This window comes from Pseudomonas sp. SJZ074 (assembly GCF_007828215.1).
In the GTDB taxonomy this organism is placed as follows: domain Bacteria; phylum Pseudomonadota; class Gammaproteobacteria; order Pseudomonadales; family Pseudomonadaceae; genus Aquipseudomonas.
Genome location: NZ_VIUE01000007.1, coordinates 167,308 through 186,707, shown reverse-complemented (window position 1 = coordinate 186,707; position 19,400 = coordinate 167,308). Strand labels below are relative to the sequence as shown.

Annotated in this window: 20 protein-coding genes; 10 read left to right on the top strand and 10 right to left on the bottom strand. The window is 60.6% G+C overall.

The features are described from left to right. Positions 1 to 23: 23 nt before the first annotated feature. Positions 24 to 479 (top strand): YiiD C-terminal domain-containing protein, encoded by a 456-nt coding sequence (locus tag FBX99_RS11275; protein ID WP_144930378.1) that lies wholly within the window; start codon positions 24 to 26, stop codon positions 477 to 479. A gap of 81 nt (positions 480 to 560) precedes the next feature. On the opposite strand, the gene cysQ is transcribed toward FBX99_RS11275, so the two are convergent. Together cysQ and nudE are read right to left on the bottom strand one after the other, a co-directional pair. Further along, a complete protein-coding gene (cysQ, locus tag FBX99_RS11270; RefSeq protein ID WP_144930379.1) occupies positions 561 to 1,388 on the bottom strand; it encodes a 3'(2'),5'-bisphosphate nucleotidase CysQ in 828 nt (275 codons plus the stop codon). Then, entirely contained in the window at positions 1,385 to 1,951 is a 567-nt protein-coding gene (nudE, locus tag FBX99_RS11265; protein WP_041024607.1) for an ADP compounds hydrolase NudE, read from the bottom strand. Before nudE ends, cysQ begins: the two co-directional genes overlap by 4 nt. 88 nt (positions 1,952 to 2,039) lie before the next feature. On the opposite strand from nudE, the gene yrfG reads away from it, so the two are divergent. Further along, positions 2,040 to 2,702, top strand: coding sequence for a GMP/IMP nucleotidase (gene yrfG / locus FBX99_RS11260; RefSeq protein ID WP_144930380.1), 663 nt, complete (start codon positions 2,040 to 2,042; stop codon positions 2,700 to 2,702). Positions 2,703 to 2,807: 105 nt separating this feature from the next. Here the strand turns inward: yrfG and lysM are convergent, their stop codons facing one another. Then, positions 2,808 to 3,257 carry a peptidoglycan-binding protein LysM gene (lysM, locus tag FBX99_RS11255; RefSeq protein WP_145131600.1) on the bottom strand — a complete coding sequence of 150 codons (450 nt, stop codon included), beginning with the start codon at positions 3,255 to 3,257 and terminating at the stop codon, positions 2,808 to 2,810. A gap of 136 nt (positions 3,258 to 3,393) precedes the next feature. On the opposite strand from lysM, the gene FBX99_RS11250 reads away from it, so the two are divergent. From FBX99_RS11250 to FBX99_RS11235, 4 genes are all read left to right on the top strand, one after another. Beyond that, positions 3,394 to 4,281, top strand: a complete 888-nt coding sequence (locus FBX99_RS11250; protein ID WP_144930382.1) for a LysR family transcriptional regulator — start codon at positions 3,394 to 3,396, stop codon at positions 4,279 to 4,281. 92 nt (positions 4,282 to 4,373) lie between these two features. Continuing rightward, complete coding sequence (gene fdhD / locus FBX99_RS11245; RefSeq protein WP_144930383.1) at positions 4,374 to 5,213, top strand: formate dehydrogenase accessory sulfurtransferase FdhD; 840 nt, start codon at positions 4,374 to 4,376, stop codon at positions 5,211 to 5,213. Further along, positions 5,210 to 7,558, top strand: coding sequence for an FdhF/YdeP family oxidoreductase (locus FBX99_RS11240; protein WP_144930384.1), 2,349 nt, complete (start codon positions 5,210 to 5,212; stop codon positions 7,556 to 7,558). The genes fdhD and FBX99_RS11240 overlap by 4 nt, the downstream gene beginning before the upstream one ends. 210 nt (positions 7,559 to 7,768) lie before the next feature. Continuing rightward, the gene (locus FBX99_RS11235; protein WP_144930385.1) at positions 7,769 to 8,248 is read left to right on the top strand and encodes a glycine zipper domain-containing protein; all 480 of its coding nucleotides are present in this window, start codon (positions 7,769 to 7,771) and stop codon (positions 8,246 to 8,248) included. Positions 8,249 to 8,314: 66 nt separating this feature from the next. Here the strand turns inward: FBX99_RS11235 and FBX99_RS11230 are convergent, their stop codons facing one another. Together FBX99_RS11230 and FBX99_RS11225 are read right to left on the bottom strand one after the other, a co-directional pair. Next, positions 8,315 to 8,734, bottom strand: a complete 420-nt coding sequence (locus FBX99_RS11230; protein ID WP_145131598.1) for a thioesterase family protein — start codon at positions 8,732 to 8,734, stop codon at positions 8,315 to 8,317. 40 nt (positions 8,735 to 8,774) lie between these two features. Next, a complete protein-coding gene (locus FBX99_RS11225; protein WP_145131596.1) occupies positions 8,775 to 9,992 on the bottom strand; it encodes a 3-hydroxyacyl-CoA dehydrogenase in 1,218 nt (405 codons plus the stop codon). 265 nt (positions 9,993 to 10,257) lie between these two features. Between FBX99_RS11225 and FBX99_RS11220 the strand changes: the two genes are divergently transcribed. After that, on the top strand, positions 10,258 to 11,322 hold the full coding sequence (locus tag FBX99_RS11220; protein ID WP_145131595.1) for a S8 family peptidase: 1,065 nt from the start codon (positions 10,258 to 10,260) through the stop codon (positions 11,320 to 11,322). Positions 11,323 to 11,780: 458 nt separating this feature from the next. Continuing rightward, positions 11,781 to 12,047 carry a hypothetical protein gene (locus FBX99_RS11215; RefSeq protein WP_144930389.1) on the top strand — a complete coding sequence of 89 codons (267 nt, stop codon included), beginning with the start codon at positions 11,781 to 11,783 and terminating at the stop codon, positions 12,045 to 12,047. Positions 12,048 to 12,292: 245 nt separating this feature from the next. Here the strand turns inward: FBX99_RS11215 and FBX99_RS11205 are convergent, their stop codons facing one another. The 3 genes from FBX99_RS11205 to FBX99_RS11195 all read right to left on the bottom strand — a co-directional run bounded on the left by FBX99_RS11205 (position 12,293) and on the right by FBX99_RS11195 (position 15,506). Then, positions 12,293 to 13,837, bottom strand: a complete 1,545-nt coding sequence (locus tag FBX99_RS11205) for a phosphoenolpyruvate carboxykinase (RefSeq protein WP_145131593.1) — start codon at positions 13,835 to 13,837, stop codon at positions 12,293 to 12,295. A 178-nt stretch (positions 13,838 to 14,015) separates the two neighbouring features. After that, positions 14,016 to 14,918 carry an Hsp33 family molecular chaperone HslO gene (gene hslO / locus FBX99_RS11200; RefSeq protein WP_144930391.1) on the bottom strand — a complete coding sequence of 301 codons (903 nt, stop codon included), beginning with the start codon at positions 14,916 to 14,918 and terminating at the stop codon, positions 14,016 to 14,018. Positions 14,919 to 15,101: 183 nt separating this feature from the next. Further along, positions 15,102 to 15,506 carry an RNA-binding S4 domain-containing protein gene (locus FBX99_RS11195; RefSeq protein WP_144930392.1) on the bottom strand — a complete coding sequence of 135 codons (405 nt, stop codon included), beginning with the start codon at positions 15,504 to 15,506 and terminating at the stop codon, positions 15,102 to 15,104. Positions 15,507 to 15,747: 241 nt separating this feature from the next. Here FBX99_RS11195 and FBX99_RS11190 point away from each other — a divergent pair, with 241 nt between their 5' ends. Together FBX99_RS11190 and rimK are read left to right on the top strand one after the other, a co-directional pair. Then, on the top strand, positions 15,748 to 16,230 hold the full coding sequence (locus tag FBX99_RS11190; RefSeq protein WP_047700161.1) for an ATP-dependent zinc protease: 483 nt from the start codon (positions 15,748 to 15,750) through the stop codon (positions 16,228 to 16,230). Next, positions 16,227 to 17,132: a 30S ribosomal protein S6--L-glutamate ligase gene (gene rimK, locus FBX99_RS11185; protein ID WP_144930393.1), complete on the top strand. Its 906-nt coding sequence runs from the start codon at positions 16,227 to 16,229 to the stop codon at positions 17,130 to 17,132. Before FBX99_RS11190 ends, rimK begins: the two co-directional genes overlap by 4 nt. A gap of 68 nt (positions 17,133 to 17,200) precedes the next feature. Here the strand turns inward: rimK and FBX99_RS11180 are convergent, their stop codons facing one another. Further along, positions 17,201 to 18,514: an ATP-binding protein gene (locus tag FBX99_RS11180; RefSeq protein ID WP_144930394.1), complete on the bottom strand. Its 1,314-nt coding sequence runs from the start codon at positions 18,512 to 18,514 to the stop codon at positions 17,201 to 17,203. A gap of 110 nt (positions 18,515 to 18,624) precedes the next feature. After that, positions 18,625 to 19,365, bottom strand: a complete 741-nt coding sequence (ompR, locus tag FBX99_RS11175) for a two-component system response regulator OmpR (protein ID WP_025211284.1) — start codon at positions 19,363 to 19,365, stop codon at positions 18,625 to 18,627. Between the last annotated feature and the right edge of the window lie 35 nt (positions 19,366 to 19,400).

The window sequence follows — 19,400 nt, the reverse complement described above, 5'->3', positions numbered from 1 at the left end:
CCTTACAAACAAGAGGCCCGGCAATGAACCGCAACAGCCGTTACCTGGAATCGATCCTGCATCACGACATACCGCTGACCCGTGACATGGGTCTCAAGGTGCTCGATTGGCAGGCCCGACAACTGCGGCTGTTCCTGCCGCTTGCGGCCAATGTCAACCACAAGAGCACCATGTTCGGCGGCAGCCTGTATTGCGGCGCAGTGCTCGGCGGCTGGGGTTGGCTGCACCTGGCCCTGCGCGAGGAAGGCATCGAAGACGGGCATATCGTGATCCAGGAAGGGCAGATCAGCTACCCACTGCCGGTCACCCGCGACGCGGCGGTTCTCTGCGATGCGCCTGAAGAAAAGGTGTGGAAGCGCTTCCTGGCCACTTACCAGCGTTACGGACGGGCGCGGCTGACCCTGCAAACGCGGGTGGTGAATGACGGTAGCGAAGAAGTAGCGGTGCGGTTCGAGGGGCAGTACGTGTTGCACCGCTGACAGGGCTGTCACAAACCTTTGTGGCGAGGGATTTATCCCCGCGCCACAATGATTCATGGACCTTAAGTGAACCCATCAGCCTCAGGAACGGGCGAGCGCCAGCAGCTGCTCACGCCACGCCGCTTTCGCCGGCAACGCGAGGAACGAAGCGTTCAGAAGCGACTCCCGCGGCGGATAGCAGAACCGCTCGCCGCTCAAGTCCAACACCTCGCCGCCTGCGCCTTCCAATACCCCCTGGGCCGCGGCGGTGTCCCACTGGGACGTCGGCGCCAATCGTGGATAGCAATCCGCCGCGCCTTCGGCCACCAGGCAAAACTTCAATGAACTGCCGATGCTGGTGAGCTGCAGTTCCCCCAGTTTCTGGCTCAAACCGCTCAAGAGACGCTCCTGCTCCGGGCTGGTATGACGGCGACTGGCGACCACGGTGAACGCTTCACCCGGCCCAGGCACATGACGCACCTCGACCGGCACAGGCTCGGCACCCTTGTCGCCACGCCAGGCGCCCAGCCCCGCGCCGCCGACGTAGAAACGGCCGTTGGTAGGCATCGATACCACGCCAAACACCACGTGTCCCCGCTCGATCAGCGCAATGTTGACGGTGAACTCCTCGCTACCGGAAATGAACTCCTTGGTCCCATCCAGCGGGTCCACCAGCCACCAGCGCTGCCAGCCAGCGCGTACATCCTGGGGGATATCGGCGTCCTCTTCGGAAAGGATCGGGATCTCCGGGGCCAGGGCCGTCAGCCCGGCCACGATGACATCGTGAGCAGCCATGTCCGCGGCGGTCACCGGCGACTCGTCGGCCTTCTGGACAACCTGCACGTTGGCTCGCCAGAAAGGCAGGATCGCCGCGCCGGCCTTGAGCGCCAGTTCGACCACTGGGGCCATCAGGGGATGGGGGTAATTCATGCCAGAAACGCTCCGCGCAGGGTCAGCAGGTCACGGGCCAGGTATAACGCCGCCAAGGCCCGACCCTCGGTGAATTGTGGGTTTTGTGCCAGGGACGACAATTCGCGCAGGTTGACCTTGTCCACGCGCATCGGCTCAGGCTCGTCACCTTCCAGTCGCTCTTCGTACAGGTCCGTCGCCAGCACCACCTGGATTTTCTGGCTCATGTAGCCGGGAGACAGCGACAGCTCGGTCAGATGCTCCAATTGACGCGCACCAAAACCGGCCTCTTCCTTGAGCTCGCGCTCAGCCGCCGCCAGCACGTCCTCGCCCGGCTCGATCAAACCCTTGGGCAGCGACAGCTCGTAGGCGTCGGTACCGCCGCAATACTCTTCCACCAACACCGCGTGGTCGGCATCGAGCATCGCCACAATCATCACTGCGCCGTACCCCGGGCCCTTGCCCGCCAAACGCTCGTAGGTGCGCTCCACGCCATTGGAAAAACGCAGCTTCAGTTCTTCCACGCAAAACAAGCGGCTGGTGGCGACGATCCGTCGATCGAGTATGGTGGGTTTCTGGCGCATAAACGGCTCCCTGGGCGATAGCAGGCTACTATACCCGGCCTATTCTGAATGTTTATGGCGGATATCCGATTACCGCTGGAGAAGTTTTATGGCCTTGCTGCCCTGGCACGAGATCGACACGGTGCTGCTGGACATGGACGGCACCCTGCTGGATCTGCATTACGACAACCATTTCTGGATGGAACACCTGCCCCAGCGCTACGCCGAACTGCATGGCGTGAGCCGGGCCATGGCCGAGATGGAACTGCAACCGTTGTTCGAACGCAACGCCGGCCAATTGCAGTGGTACTGCCTGGATTTCTGGAGCACAGAGCTGAAATTGCCGGTGCGCGAACTGAAACTGGAAACCGCGCACCTGATCGCCCTGCGCCCGGATGCCGATACCTTCCTGGCGGCAATCCAGCGAGCCGGCAAGCGCGTGGTGATGATCACCAATGCCCACCGCGACTCGTTGTCCCTGAAGCTGGAACGCATCGAGCTCGCCCCTTATTTCGAGCGCTTGATCAGCTCCCACGACTACGGCTTCCCTAAGGAAAACCCGCAATTCTGGGACGCGCTGAAAGCTGACCTGGACTTCGACCCGGCTCGCAGCCTGTTCATCGACGACACCCTGCCGGTGTTGCGCAGTGCCCGGGATTTCGGTGTGGCACACCTGCTGGCCGTCAGCGAGCCGGACAGCCGCAAGGGGCCGAAGGATACGGGGGAGTTCGCGGCGCTGAAGGATTATCGGGATCTGATTGCAGGGCTTTGAACAGCGTTGCGCCCAATCGCGAGCAGGCTCCCACAAGGGATCTTCGGTTCCAGCGATCCCTGTGGGAGCGAGCCTGCTCGCGATTGGGACTATACGGTCCCGAGCCTACTCAGGAATGCGCAACGACTGCCCTGGATAGATCAGGTCCGGGCTCTTGAGCATCGGCTTGTTGGCCTCGAAGATTTTCATGTACTGGTTCGCATCGCCATAGAAACGCTTGGCAATCTTACTCAAGGTGTCGCCGCTTTCGACCGTCACGAATCTGGCCTCCTTGGCGACCGGACCGGTTACCGTGATCTGATCGTCGACACCGCTGATACCGATCACATTACCCAACGCCAACAGGATCTTTTCCTTCTCTTCCTGACTTGCGGCTTCACCCGTGGCTACGACTTTTTCGCCCTCGACTTTCACCTGGATCTTCGAAGTATCAATGCCTGTCAGTGCGTCTTTCACGTGCCGGGTCAGCGCTTCACCATTGGCCTGTGCCTTGTCGGGTGTCAACGCATCAAGAATTTTCTCACCGGCATCTTTCAAAAAACTGAAAAGGCTCATCGTATTCTCTCCCTGGGTTTGAATGTCCAGACGTAACAGACTAGACCCAAACGAAACGAACCTCGTTCCCGGCCGACCAATGACCGCGCCACGTGCAGGCGCTAGAATCCAAATCTCCCCGCGCCCTGGAGCGAAGATGGACATCAAGCAGCTGAAATTTCTCATCGCGCTGGACGAAACCCGCCACTTCGGCCAAGCCGCCGCACGCTGTCACATCACCCAACCCACCTTGTCGATGCGCCTGCGCAGCCTTGAAGAGGAGCTTGACTTGCCACTGGTCAATCGTGGCCAACGCTTCGAAGGCTTCACCGCACCGGGGGAACGGGTGCTGGCCTGGGCGCGAACGGTGCTGGCGGCCTATGACGGCCTGCAGGCCGAAGCGGCAGCCTGCCGTGGCAATCTGGCCGGTACCCTGCGCCTGGGCGTGGTGCCCCTGTCCGATTTCGACCCGCTGTCGATGATGCAACGGCTGCATGCCGAGCACCCCGAGCTGCATTTCGAACTGTCGTCCCTGAGCTCCGAACAGATCCTCGAACAACTGGCAAGCAACCGCATCGACCTGGGCGTTTCCTACCTGGAGCGCCTGGACAACGAACGCTTCGAATCCCTGCCGTTCAGTCCTACTCGCATGGGCCTGCTGTACGACCAGCGCTTTTTCTTCTTCGGTGAACAACCACTGACCTGGGAAGCACTGATCGAACTCCCCCTCGGTATGCTCACCAGCGGCATGCACTTTCGGCAGTCCATCGATCACAACTTCCACAGCCGCAACCTCGCGCCCCGTCCACTGTTGCAGACCGACGCCGTGCATCAGCTCCTGCAAGCCGTACATGGTGGACTGTGCTGCGCGGTGATGCCATTGAACAGCGGCCTGGATGTCCTGACCGAAGACCTGCGCATGCAGCCCATCGTCGACGCGCAGACACTGGTCCCGCTGGGGCTCATCATGCGCCGCGGTGCCCCGCGCTCGGCGTTGGCGGAGGCCTGTTTCGCCCTCTATCAAAAATCAACAGTAACATCTTGATCGACGTCATCTATCGAAAGATCGGTAATAGCGATTAGACGTGGCAGATTGCCGCATTTAGTCTTGTCACTATTCGAACCGTTGGTGATGCCATGAAAGCCAAGCCTCCGGCCTGTCCGGTGCCCGCCGCGCAAACACCCGCGCCCAGCGCCAGCCAGAGCTACCACTACAGCAATCTGGACCACGTCCAAACGCAGAGCACGGAGCTCGCCGAGGAAGTGGCGTTGGCGATCGCCTATAACGGCATCAGCCAGGCAGTCATGCTGGTCACACCCACCGATCTTGAGGATTTCATCATCGGTTTCAGCTTGGGCAGCGGCATCATCGAAGATTCGTCGGACATCTATGACCTGCAACTGAGCGGCACCGGCTCCGCACAATATGCCCAGGTGACCATCGCCAACCGCGCCTTCTGGAACCTCAAGCAACAGCGCCGGCAACTGGCCGGTACCAGCGGCTGCGGGCTCTGCGGCGTGGAAGCCGTGGAACAGGCGTTGCCAGACCTGAAAGTGCTGCCCGGCGCAGCGCTGCCACCTGCGCAATGGCTCGATGGCCTACGCCAGCGCATCGGCCAGTTCCAACCCTTGGGCCAACACTGCGGCGCGGTACACGCGGCGCTGTTCATGAATGGCCAGGGCGAACTGCTGCTGGGCCGCGAAGACATAGGCCGCCACAACGCCCTCGACAAGCTGATCGGCGCCTTGGTCCGCCAACAGATTCCGGTGGCCGATGGCGTGGCGATCGTCACCAGTCGCTGCAGTCTCGAACTGATCCAGAAAGTGTTGCGCGCCGGCATCCAGACCCTGGTCAGCCTGTCGTCTCCCACCGGCCTTGCGGTGCAGTGGGCCCGCAAACACAACCTCAATCTTATCCACCTGCCGCAAAAAAGTGCGCCGCGGGTCTATAGCCCTGCGATGGAGAAACACGCGTGAGCAAGCATCAACAAGTCGACCAGAAACCCGTACCGCGCTATAAGCCTTACAAAGGCCCGGCCGGTGGTTGGGGGGCGCTGATCAGCGTTACCCAGGCCTGGCTGACCAGCGATAACGCGCTGAAAAACCTGCGCATGATGCTCAAGACCAACCAGAACGGTGGCTTCGACTGCCCGGGCTGCGCCTGGGGCGACTCGCCGGAAAGCGGCATGGTCAAGTTCTGCGAAAACGGCGCCAAGGCGGTGAACTGGGAAGCGACCAAACGCCGTGTCGACGCTGCATTTTTCGCCCGGCACAGCGTCACTTCATTGCTGGAGCAGAGCGACTACTGGCTCGAATACCAGGGCCGCCTGACCGAGCCGATGAGCTACGACGCCGAAACCGATCGCTACAAACCCATCAGCTGGGAAGCGGCGTTTACCCTCATCGGCAAGCACTTGAAAGGACTGTCCAGCCCGAACCAGGCCGAGTTCTACACCTCCGGCCGGGCCAGCAACGAAGCGGCCTACCTGTATCAATTGTTCGTGCGCGCTTTCGGCACCAACAACTTCCCCGACTGCTCGAACATGTGCCACGAGGCCAGCGGTGTGGCGCTGTCCCAGAGTGTCGGCGTGGGCAAGGGCACGGTGACCTTCGACGATTTCGAGCACTCCGACGCGATTTTCGTCTGGGGCCAGAACCCAGGGACCAACCACCCAAGAATGCTCGAACCGCTGCGCGAAGCAGTGAAGCGCGGGGCCCAGGTGGTCTGCATCAATCCACTCAAAGAGCGTGGCCTGGAGCGCTTCCAGCATCCGCAGAACCCGTTCGAGATGCTCACCAACGGTAACAAACCCACCAACACCGCGTTTTTCCGCCCGGCCCTGGGCGGCGACATGGCCATCTTGCGCGGCATGGCGAAATTCCTGCTGCAATGGGAACGTGAAGCGCAAAAAGCCGGCGCTCCTGCCGTGTTCGACCACGTCTTTCTCAACGAGCACAGTGCCAACGTGCTGGAATACCTGGCCGTGGTCGACGACACCCCATGGGAGCAGATCGTCGAGCAGTCGGGCCTGACCCTGGTGGAAATCGAGCAGGCGGCGCGTATGTACGCCAACAGCAAGAACGTGATCATGTGCTGGGCGATGGGCATCACCCAGCATCGCCATTCGGTGGCGACCATCCAGGAGATCGCCAACCTGATGATGCTGCGCGGCAATATCGGCCGGCCCGGCGCGGGCTTGTGCCCGGTTCGCGGCCATAGCAACGTGCAGGGCGACCGGACCATGGGAATCAACGAGCGCCCACCCGCCGCATTTCTCGACACACTGGAGCGGCGCTTCCAATTCAAGGTACCGCGGGAGAACGGCCACAACGTGGTCGAGGCGATCCATGCCATGGCCGCGGGCCAGGCGAAAGTCTTCATCGGTCTGGGCGGCAACTTCGCCCAGGCCACCCCGGACAGTCACCGGACTTTCCAGGCCCTGAGCAACTGCGACCTGACCGTACAGATCAGCACCAAGCTCAACCGCAGCCATCTGGCCCATGGGAAGGAAGCGTTGATCCTGCCGTGCCTGGGTCGCACCGACATCGACCGGCAAGCCGCTGGCTCGCAAGCGGTTACCGTGGAAGACTCTTTCAGCATGGTCCACGCCTCCAATGGGCAATTGGAACCCCTGTCGAACCAGATGCGTTCCGAGCCCTGGATCATTGCCGGCATGGCCGCCGCCACCCTGGGTGAGCGTCCGGTGGATTGGAACTGGCTGGTGGCCGACTACAACCGCATCCGCGACCTGATCGCCGATACCGTTCCCGGCTTCAAGAACTTCAACGAGAAATTGCACAACCCTGGCGGCTTCTACCTGGGCAACAGCGCCAGTGTACGTCGCTGGAACACCCCTTCGGGCCGCGCCAACTTCAAGCCCAACCGGTTACCGGCTGACCTGGTGCATGAGCGCACCCGCGCCACCGGTCAGTTGCCGGACCTGATCCTGCAATCCATGCGCTCCCACGACCAGTACAACACCACCATCTACGGCCTCAACGACCGTTATCGTGGTGTGAAAGGCCAACGTGACGTGCTGTTCGTCAATGAAGCCGACATCATTCGCCTGGGCTTCAAGCCAGGCCAGAAGGCCGATATCGTCTCGCTCTGGGATGACGGTCGCGAGCGACGGGTCAAGGGGTTTACCCTGCTGGCATTCGACATTCCTGCCGGCCAGGCCGCGGCCTACTACCCGGAAGTGAATCCATTGGTGCCGCTGGAAAGCACTGGCGACGAAAGCGATACCCCAACCTCGAAGTTCGTGGCAATCCGTTTGGAGGCGGCGAGCGAAGAGGGGTTGATCCTGGCCAGATCGGCCTGACCATCGCTTTTCATTCGCCCACAAAAAAGGCCGTTTTTTATAGAAAACGGCCTGTCCGAAGTAGCTAAAGACCGGCGCAAATACATTAAGTTCCGAAGAGAAAACAATAACTTAGAGAATTGTGCACAAGTCGTGCTACTCGTCGGATTTCGATTGTCACCAAGCGAAGCCAGCCTCAGGATCGCGCCGTCATCCCTTTGAGGCTCCTCTATGAAGTTCTCCTCCATTCTCTTGTTGTCCCTCGGCCTGGTCAGTGGCGTCGCGTCTGCCGGCGGTACCGCCGAAGCAGGTGTCGGCGGCGCATTGGGCGGGGTTTTGGGTTCGGTCGTCGGCCAGTCTCTGGGCGGCAATACCGGTTCGACCATCGGTGCGGCCCTGGGCGGCGCTGGCGGTAGTGCCGTCGGCGCAGACAAGCACAGCCGTGGCGAAGCGGCGATCGGCGGCGCACTGGGTGCAGCCGGCGGTAACGTGGTCGGCCGCAGCGTGGGTGGCAGCACTGGCAGCCTGATCGGTGCAGCGGCAGGCGGTGGCGCCGGCGGCGCACTGGGTAACTACATGGGCAAGGACGATGACGATGATCGTCGCTATGAAGGTCGCCGTGGTGACCGCCGCTACTACCGTGACGGCCATCCGGGTCGCGGCCATGCGTACGGGCATCGCAAGCATCACCACCGCCACTACCGCGACTGATAGCTGACTGATGCCAGCCGCTGAAAATCGCAGCCTACCGCTCGCCGGAGGCTGCGATTTTTCGTTTCAAACCACCAACTGCTCCAGGACCGCACGCAGGCGATCCGGAATCGCCACCGGCCGATTCGACGCCCGATCCACGAACACATGGACAAAGCGCCCCGCTGCGCAGGCCTCTTCCTCGCCCGCCTTGAACACAGCCAGTTCATATTGCACCGAACTGCTGCCCAATTTGCCGACCCGCAGGCCCACTTCAATTCGCTCGGGAAATGCGATGGACGCAAAGTAGTCGCAGGCCGAACTCACCACAAACGCCACGACCTCCCCACCCTGGATATCCAAGCCGCCGACCTCGATCAGATAGGTGTTCACCGCCGTATCGAAGAAGCTGTAGTAGGTGACGTTATTGACGTGACCGTACACGTCGTTGTCATGCCAGCGCGTGGTGATGGCTTGCAGATGAGGGTATTCGGTACGTTGGGGCATCAGTTTCCCTTTTCGGTTGTCAGTGATCGTTGCGAGATGGCTACCGTTGCGCGAATCCCTTGCCCTGCGCCGCCAGCTCCCCGATCAGGCGTGCAGGTCTCCACTGGTCCCCCTGCTTCGTCTCGAGCTCCAGCAATCGCGCGTGGATATCCTCAAGCCCTTGCTGGTCAGCCCAGGCCATCGGACCACCTTTGTCCGCCGGAAACCCGTAGCCGTTGAGATACACCAGATCGATGTCGTGTGCCGACCCGGCAATGCCCTCCTGGAGGATCTTCGCCCCCTCGTTGACCAGTGCCAGCAGGCAACGCTCGAGAATTTCCCCGCTGCCGATTTCCCGACGCTGGAAACCCAGTTCTTCACTAACCCGCTGCACCAGCGCATCGACTTCTACGTCATGCTCGGCCTGCCGGCTGCCGGGCTCGTAGTGATAGTACCCGTTGCCGCTTTTCTGGCCGAACCGCCCGAGCTCGCACAGGCGATTGTCCACCTGCACCTCGGGCGCATCCTGGCCTTTGCCGGCCAGTTCCCGCGCCCGCCACTCCAGGTCGATCCCGACCACGTCGTACATCCGGAACGGCCCCATGGCGAAGCCGAAACCCTGTAGCGCCGCATCGACCTGATGGGGAAAGGCGCCCTCCAGTAACATTTTGCGGGCTTCCAGCACATAAGGGTGAAGCATCCGGTTGCCGATGAACCCGTGGCAATTGCCCGACACCACACTGACCTTGCCCATGCGGTTGCCCAATGCGAGGGCGGTGTCCAGCACCGCTCTGGAGGTCTGTGCGCCGCGCACGATTTCCAACAGCTTCATGATGTGCGCCGGACTGAAGAAATGCAGCCCCAGGACCTGGCTTGGGCGGCGCGTGACGGTGGCAATGGCGTCGATATCCAGGGCCGACGTGTTGCTCGCCAGAATCGCCTCAGGCTTGAGCAGGCCATCCAACTGGCGGAAGATCTGCTGCTTGAGTTCAAGATTCTCATAAACCGCTTCGATCACCAGGTCCACCTCTCGGATCGCCGCGTAGTCGCTTGCCCTGGTCACTCTGGCGATCCGGGCATCGGCTTCCCCCTGGTCAATACGGCCCTGGCGCACACCATGGGCGTAGGTCTCAGCTACGGCTGCCAGCGCCTGCTCGAGCATCTGCGGATTGTTATCGACCCAGCGCACCGTCACGCCGGCATTGGCCAGGCACATCACAATGCCCCGCCCCATGGTGCCTGCACCGATCACGGCGGCGTGCTCAATCGTCTGGCTCATATCTGCTCTCTCGTCGGCGATCCAAAGACAGCCTTCACCTTAGTCAGCCGCAGGCTGTTTTTGAAATTTATTCGTGTGATAGGCGGCATTCAGCGGATGGATGCAGCTCACAGGTGCGCTTACCTGCCTGCCATGAGGTGATACAAATCCGGGCACTTTGATGCCTCGTTCCGGCACCGCTCCCGGGTTAAGGTGCACCGTCAATTCACGCGACACATCGGGCCAGGAGGCCCGGTGATCAAGAGCTCTGTTCAAGGACCGAACCATGCCACACCTGTTTTCCGCGCTACGCGCCCTGGCCATCACGTCAGCGTCACTGCTGGCCGGCTGCTTGAGCATTCCTGAACAAACCGGCGTGGAACCGGCCGTGTTCGAAACCCCCGAGTATCTCGCGCAACGAGGCCTGTCCGTCGTAAAGGCTTCGGCTTTGTATGCACGTGGCGGCACCGGCCAGGACGTGACCGTGGCGCTGGTCGACTCGGGACTCAACGCCCATCTGCAAGAGTTCGAAGGCAGGTTGAATGATCCGGGATACGACTATGTCGAGGATCGTCCCCACACGGTTGACCGCGTCGGCCACGGCACCCAGATGGCGGGCATCCTCGCCGCCAACAAGGACAATCAGGGCATGCATGGGATCGCCTTCAACGCCCGGCTGATCCCCTTTCGCTTTGGCGACGACAACGAGCCGTTTTTCTTCGACAGCGAAATTGCCAGATCCTGGCAAAGTGGCTTTGACAAGGGCGCCCGCCTTTTCAACAACTCGTGGGCCAACGCCATCCCTGCAACCGAAATCACCGAAGCACGTTACAACCAGGTGATGCCTGACTCACTGGGCGTCGCCCGAAAGCTGGTATCGGAAGGTGCAGTATTTGTCTTTCCGACCGGCAATGAACTCAAGCGCCAGCCCCTGGCAGAACCGGGCTTGCCACTGGCGTTGCCTGAGCTGGAAAAGGGCTGGATCGCCGTCGTGGCACTGAAGAGCGACGGCAGCGCCATCAATGGCAAATCCAATTATTGCGGGGTCGCGGCAGCCTGGTGCATCGCCGTTCCCGGTGGAGACGCAGGCGCTCAGGCAGGCCTGCTCACCGTTGCCAAGGATGGACGTTACGTATCCACCGCCGGCACCTCCCCGGCTGCCGCGCTGGTCACCGGCGCATTGGCTGCACTGCAGAGCCGTTATCCACAACTCAGTCCGCAGCAAGTACGCGAGCACCTGCTGGCAACCAGCAATCGCACGGGTATCTACGCCAATAGCGAGGCCTATGGGCGAGGGTTGATGGACCTTGAAGCGGCGTCTCTGCGCACTCCTGCATCAATGGTTGATTGATAAACTTTCAAAGGGAAAAACCATGTCGCACAAACTCACCATCCTCTTCATCACCTCCCTGCTGTTGGGCGGATGCATGAGAGTCCCCGAAATACCGCCCCTGCTTGCCCACGACAAAGCCCAGACCGTGATGCCTGCGATCTCGTCATTGCCTGGCTGACCTGCGCAACGGCCGGTTTCGCTCAGCAAGTATTTGATGATAGGGCCGTGATCCATTACGGCCTTATCAGAAGCAGCCTACCGCTTCTTGGGCCATGCCTACAGAGCATGTGTAGGACCTAACGGAGATTTACGCGGAAAACAGGACAGCGAGCAGGCATCAGGAATAAGGCGCTTATCGAGCGTCAGACGCCGGTAAACGTCCTACACAACCTGTCCCTCCAGGCCATATTGCGATCCCTGAATAGAGCTCTCTATAGTCCATGGCGCGATTCAAACGTCGTACCGAAGAGGCTCAAATGCAACCATCCAACCCGCCTGTCGAGCAATACCAGCGGCTCAACAGCACTCCTGTGCTGGTCATCGACACCGAGGCCGATCTCCAGCACCTCTGCGACGCCGCCGCCCAACGAATCCAAGCCTCCAGCGATCTGCTCGAAACCCTGCATTGTCTTTGCTTCGAGCATGCCGATGTAAAGGACATCCCCAGCATCGTCCATGCGCTTTATCTGTTGGTGCAGGATGGCAGCGAACTGCTGGAGGTGGTGCGGCAGCGATTGCGCTAGGCATCAGGGTGGACCTTGAGCTTGTCCTGGAAGTAGCTGAGTACTTTCGGGTCAACCAAAAGGATGCGCAGGGCATCATTTCGCAGTTTAAAGAGGTCGTCAGCCAATGGTCCGTATTGGCTGGAGCCTTGGGGTTGTCCAAGCGTGATCAGGACAGCATGGCACCCGCCTTCCACCTCTCCTCACACAAATAGCCGCCCATAAAAAACCGCCCCAAAGGGCGGTTTTTTATGGCTGACCAAACCTTACAACTGCGGACCGGCAGCCTTGATCGCGTCGCTCACTTCGAACTTCTTGAAGTTCTCGATGAACAGGCCAGCCAAGGCCTTGGCGGCTTCGTCGTAGGCAGCCTTGTCGCCCCAGGTGTTGCGTGGGTTCAACAGGCCGGTCTCGACGCCCGGAACAGCCAACGGCACGTCCAGATTGATGATGTCCAGGTGTTCGGTTTCGGCACCAATCAGCGCACCGCTCTGGATCGCCGCGATCACCGCACGGGTGGTCGGGATGTTGAAGCGTTTTCCGACACCATAGCCACCGCCGGTCCAGCCGGTGTTGACCAGATAGACCTTGGAGCCGAAACCACGGATACGCTTGATCAGCAGTTCCGCGTATTCACCGGCCGGGCGCGGGAAGAACGGCGCGCCAAAGCAGGTGGAGAAGGTCGACTTGATACCGCTGCCCGAACCCATTTCGGTCGAGCCTACCAACGCGGTGTAACCCGACAGGAAGTGGTAGGCGGCTTGCTCTTCGCTGAGAATCGACACCGGTGGCAGCACGCCGGTCAGGTCGCAGGTCAGGAAGATCACGGCGTTAGGCTCGCCACCGAGGTTTTTCGGTGCGCGTTTTTCGATCAGCTCGCGCGGATAGGCAGCGCGGCTGTTCTGGGTCAGGCTGTTGTCGGCATAGTCGGCTTTCTTGGTGACCGGATCCAGGACGACGTTTTCCAGTACGGCACCGTGCTGGATGGCTTTCCAGATCACCGGCTCGTTCTTCTCCGACAGGTCGATGCACTTGGCATAGCAACCGCCTTCGATGTTGAAGACCACACCCACGCCCCAGCCGTGCTCGTCGTCACCGATCAGGTAGCGGCTTTCGTCGGCGGACAGGGTAGTCTTGCCGGTGCCCGACAGACCGAAGAACAGGGTCACATCGCCCTCTTCGCCCATGTTCGCGGCACAGTGCATCGGCAGTACGTCAACCGCCGGCAGCAGGAAGTTCTGGACGGAGAACAGGGCTTTCTTCATTTCACCGGCGTAGCGCATGCCGGCGATGAGGACTTTCCTGGCCGCGAAGTTGATGATCACGGTACCGTCGGAGTTGGTGCCGTCACGCGCTGGCTCGCAAACGAAGTTCGGCGCGTTGAGGATCTGCCATTCATCCTTGCCACCGGCGTTGTATTGCTCAGGGTTGATGAACAGGCAACGACCGAACAGGTTGTGCCAGGCCGTCTCGGTGGTCATCTTGACCGGCAGGTAGTGCGCAGGATCGGAACCTACATGGACGTGGGACACGAAACGCTCGCGCTCGCCCAGGTAGGCTTCAACGCGGTTCCACAGGGCATCGAACTTGTCGGCCGGGAACTTGCGGTTGATCGGGCCCCAGGCAATGGCGTTCTGGGTGGTCGGTTCTTCTACGATGAAACGGTCGGCTGGCGAGCGACCGGTACGATGACCGGTACGAACAACCAGCGCGCCAGTATCGGCAAGCTCGCCTTCACCGCGATTCAGGGCTTCTTTGACCAGATCATCGACACTCAGATCGGTGTACACGGCGTTATTGGCTTGCGTCATGTGGTTCCCCATCGGCCCTTGGCCGAGTGCTCCAAACGTTTTGTAGTAGGAAGTCGCGCACTACTACCCGAAAAAAGTGGGCCGGATTATGCCAGAAAAGCCCAAAAAGAGTAGGGCCCTCCCGTCAGTACGGCGTAAATCCGGCGTTTGTCAGGAGATTTACCTACACTGAACCGATTCAGTGACGAGTATCTGACGGTGCCTCGACACCCGCTCCGGCGAACAATTGCGCAACGTCCGCCCCATCGAACAGGTAACGCTCATTGCAAAACTGACAATCGATCTCGATGGCACCGCCATGCTCGATGACCAGATGCTGCGCATCTTCCAGACCCAGACTGACCAGCGCATTGCCGGATCGTTCACGAGAGCAACTGCATTGGAAGCGCACCGGCAACTCGTCGAACAGACGCACGGCTTCTTCGTGGTAGAGACGACGCAGTACCGTTTCGTTGTCCAGGCTCAGCAGCTCGTCGGCGTTCAAGGTGCTGGCCAGAGCCGTGACGTGCTGCCAGCTGGCCTCACGTTCTTCCGGGTCACGGATGCGGTCGACGGGCAATTGTTGCAGTAGCAGGCCGCGGGCGCGCCGTCCGTCGGCATAGAGCCAGAACCTGGTATTGGTCTGCTGGGACATGACGAAGTAATTGGTGAAGCATTCGGCCAGGGACGCGCCGTCGAGATCGACAATGCCCTGGTAGCGCTTGCCATGGGTCGGGTCGACCGTCAGGGCCAGCACACCATTGGGCATCAGGTCGGCCAGCGCCGCGCCTGGGGCGATCTGATCGGCGTGATAGCGGGCCAGGCCCCGGATCTCGCGTTCGCTGGAGCATTCGATCATCAGCATCGGAACCGGCCCTTCGGAGCGGGCCTGGAGGATCAGCAAGCCATCGAATTTCAACGTACCGATCAACAGCGACGCCGCCGCCATCAACTCACCGAGCAGTTGCGCGACCGGCTCCGGATAGGGGTGCTTGGCAAGGACTTCGGCATAGCTACGCTCCAACGCCACCAGTTCGCCACGGGCGTCGATGTCATCAAAGATGAAACGTTGGGTGCAGTCATTATCCGGTAAATCAGTCATAAGGATGGGTATCTGAGGTGATGGCAAAGGATGTCGAACATTTTATGGGCATTCGAAGGTGGTTCCAAGCAAGGGAGGGACAGCCGCACCGTTCGTTGCATCCAATACCTTTCTGTGGCGTTTCGCTAAATCCCCTCGCCACAGTAGATCCTCCAGACAATGCGCATTGTTCTGGAAGCGTTTTTATTCGCTGTTGCTGCCGCGGAACTTGAACAGATCCCGACGCTGTTTCTTGCTCGGCTTGCCGTCGGTACTGACCCCCAGGGCTCCGGCCTTGCATTGAGCAGCGGCGGCTTCGCGCCTGGCAATGCTGGCTTCGGTTTCACGATACAGGGTCTGCGCCTCAGGTGCCCCACGCCGCACGATCGACAGGGCCTCGACCACTACGGTCTTTTCATCGAACCCGGCGCGAATGACGTACTCATCACCGATGCGCGGCTCTTTGCCCGGCTTGCAACGTTCGCCCCGATGGTGAACCTTGCCGCTTTCGATGGCGGCCTTGGCAAGCGCACGTGTTTTATAAAATCGTGCCGCCCACAACCACTTATCGAGACGGACCTTGTCGTCCTCTTCCTGTTTTTGTGTCACTGCAATTCCTCTTTCTGCCAATAGCCAGAACTGTACTACCGTTTTTGTCGGGCGCACGAATTCGCGCCGACAGATAGAATGCCGACCGAACCGGCCCTTCCGGCAAATCTTGCGCTGAAATCAAGTGCATGAATCAGCCAGACAGGCCACTGGATAACTGTCGCCATTTTGTGATTATTCTGTACGAATGCCGCGACTCGCAGGTTCGCTGATCCGAAGTACCGATCACAGGTTGTTTCTATTGAAGACTTTTGACCATTTGACCGTTGTCGGTCTACGCGAGTGGGTGGCGCTCCCGGACCTGGGAGTCGCGGGCCTACGGGCAAAAATAGACACCGGTGCCAGTACCTCCAGTCTGCACGCCACCGATATCGAGCCATTCGAGCGTGACGGTGAAAAATGGGTACGCTTCACTGCGCACCTGGGCACGGTGGTACAACTGCGTCATCGCCGCTGCGAAGCCCCGCTGGTGGCGCGCAAAACGATCAAAAGCTCCAACGGACATGCCCAGGTCCGCTACGTGATCAGCACCACGCTGGCACTCGGGGATCGGATCTGGCGGGTCGAATTCACTCTGGCTTGCCGCAAGTCCATGCGCTATCGCCTGCTGTTGGGTTCCAAGGCCTTGATCGACGGCCAACTGGTGGTCAATCCAGGCATCAAATATGTTCAAGACAAGCCGGCATTCCCGGTATCCACTACCCCTGCCACAGGTGTTGCATGAAGATCGCTGTGCTGTCGCGTAATCCGCGTCTGTATTCCACTCGTCGCCTGGTTGAGGCCGGGACAGAGCGTGGCCATGAAATGGTGGTGATCGACACCCTGCGCGCCTATATGAATATCGCCAGCCACAAGCCCCAGATCCATTACCGGGGCCAACCACTGGAGGGGTTCGATGCGGTGATCCCGCGCATCGGTGCATCCGTGACCTTCTATGGCTGCGCCGTACTGCGCCAGTTCGAAATGATGGGGGTATTCCCTCTCAATGAATCCGTGGCAATCGCCCGCTCCCGGGACAAGCTGCGCTCGCTGCAATTGCTGTCGCGGCGTGGTATCGGCCTGCCGGTCACCGGTTTTGCTCATTCACCTGACGACATTCCGGATCTGATCGCGATGGTCAATGGCGCACCGCTGGTCATCAAGGTACTGGAAGGTACCCAGGGTATCGGCGTGGTCCTGTGCGAAACCGCGACGGCGGCAGAGTCGGTGATTGAAGCATTCATGGGCCTCAAACAGAACATCATGGTTCAGGAATACATCAAGGAAGCTGGCGGCGCGGACATCCGCTGCTTCGTGGTCGGCGACAAGGTCATCGCTTCGATGAAGCGTCAGGCCCGGCCTGGGGAATTTCGCTCCAACCTGCATCGCGGTGGCAGCGCCAGCCTGATCAAGATCACCCCGGAAGAACGCATGACCGCCCTGCGCGCCGCAAAAGTCATGGGCCTGGCCGTGGCGGGTGTCGACATTCTGCGATCCAATCACGGCCCGTTGGTGATGGAGGTCAATTCCTCGCCTGGCCTGGAAGGCATCGAAACCACCACGAACAAGAACGTGGCGGGAATCATCATCGAGCATCTGGAAAAGAATGGCGGGCCGAACATGACCCGGACCAAGGGCAAGGGGTAGGAGCAGTTGCGAGCTTCAAGCAGAAGCCAATCAGCTTGTAGCTTGCCGCTCGTAGCTCGCCGCTGCTTCTATACCGCATCCCTAGGCAGCATCAACCCCAACGGCAACCGCACCCGCGCTTCGAGCCCGCCGCCGACGCGGTTGCGCAGCTCGACGTTGCCACCGTGCATCGAGGCAATGCGCTTGACGATCGCCAGGCCCAACCCCGTGCCCTTTCCGCCCCGGGCACGGTCGCCACGGGTGAAGGGATTGAAAATGGCCTCCAGCTCCGACGGATCGATGCCGGCGCCACGGTCCATGACGCTCAACACCACATAGGGCGCGTTGGTGTCGCCAGAGACATAAGCCGCTACCTCGACGCCAGCCCCGGCGTGGTTCAGGGCGTTGCCGATCAGGTTGTTCAGCAGCCGCTTCATCGACACCCGGCGCAACGGGAACGGCTGGATCGGCTCCAACTGCAGGTGCACTTTTTCATCGCCCTGGTTATAGGGCGCGACCACCTCCCGTACCAACTCGCTGAGGTCCACTTCCTCCACCGACTCATCGCGTCCGTCGCGAATGAACGCCAGGAACTGGTCGAGAATCGCATCCATGTCTTCGATATCACGGACCATTTCATGGGTCAGGTCGGTGCGCTCGCCCATCAGCTCCAGCGACAGCCGCAACCGGGTCAGCGGCGTGCGCAGATCATGGGAGACCCCGGCGAGCATCAGCTCCCGCTCGCGTCCGGCCTGCTCGACATCCTCGGCCATCTGGTTGAAGGCCCGATACACTTCGGTCATTTCGCTGGGCGTGTCACTGATGGGCAACCGCACGCTACGCCCCTGGCCCAACTGTCGGGCCGCGTAGACCAGGCGTTTCAACGGTTGGTTGAGCTGGCTGACGAAGATCCATGCCGACGCGGTCGACAACAGACCGATGGCCAGGAACCAGCCCAGCACGTTCCAGATTTTCTGGCCACGCAGGGGATGCGGGTACAACGGCACCTTCAGCCAGCCATCCCCCAGGCTTGGGGCACGCACCCACAATGCCGGGGGCGAATGCATTCTCAGGCGCACCTCGGTATCGGTGCCCAGTTCGGCCTGCATCTGCCGTTGATAGATTTCACTGTAGGGCCAGTGCTGTTCGCCTTCGGGCACTCCTGCACCGACCACCCGGATCAGCGTCGCCGCCTCGGCGATCTTCGCCCGATTGGTTTCATCGGCAGCCCAGTAGGCGCGCAGGGTCAGAGCAACGCCGTGACTGTACTGGCGGTCCACCAGGACATCTTCGTTCATCAGCAGGTAGACCAACGTCAGCGCCTTGGAAAAGAGCACGACGATCAGCACCAGCCAGAGGGTGCGGGAAAAGAAACTCTGGGGGAACCAAACCGGGGTTTTCATGGATAACCGCTACACACTTGCAGGAGCGAGCGATGCTCGCATACTGATGGACCGCGAGTCGCCTGGAAGAAACTCAACCTGCCAGGCCACCCGCTCCTACAAATCGCCGATCACTTGCTGGCGGCACCATCCGGCACGAATACATAGCCTACGCCCCAGACGGTCTGGATATAGCGCGGCTTGGAAGGGTCAGGCTCGATCATCCGACGCAGGCGGGAAATCTGTACATCGATGGAGCGCTCCAGCGCATCCCACTCGCGCCCACGGGCCAGATTCATGAGCTTGTCCCGGGTCAGCGGTTGACGGGCGTTCATCACCAGGGCCTTGAGCACGGCGAACTCACCGGTGGTCAGCATGTGGATTTCATCACCACGCTTGAGCTCACGGGTGGCCAGGGACAGCTCGTAATCACCGAAAGTCACGCTTTCATCTTCGCTGCCTGGGGCTCCAGGCACCGGGGCCGACTGACGACGAAGAACCGCCTTGACCCGGGCCATGAGTTCGTCGGGGTTGAACGGCTTGGCCAGGTAATCGTCGGCGCCCAATTCCAGGCCCTTGATACGGCTCAACTCGTCGCCCTTGGCAGTGAGCATGATGATCGGGATCTGGTTGTTCGCGCCGCGTAGGCGGCGGCAGGCCGTCAAGCCGTCCTCGCCAGGCAGCATCAGGTCGAGCACCACCAGGTTGAAGACTTCACGGGCCAGCAGCCGATCCATCTGTTCGGTATTGGGTACGGTGCGGGCCCGATAGCCCTTGCTGACGAAAAAACGCTCCAGCAGGCTGCTCAGCCCCGGGTCGTCGTCAACAATCAGAATTTTTTCGCCTTCAGCAGTTTGTGCAGTGCTGCTCATAGGAAGCTCCTTTGATCTCGGCGCGCATTATGGCC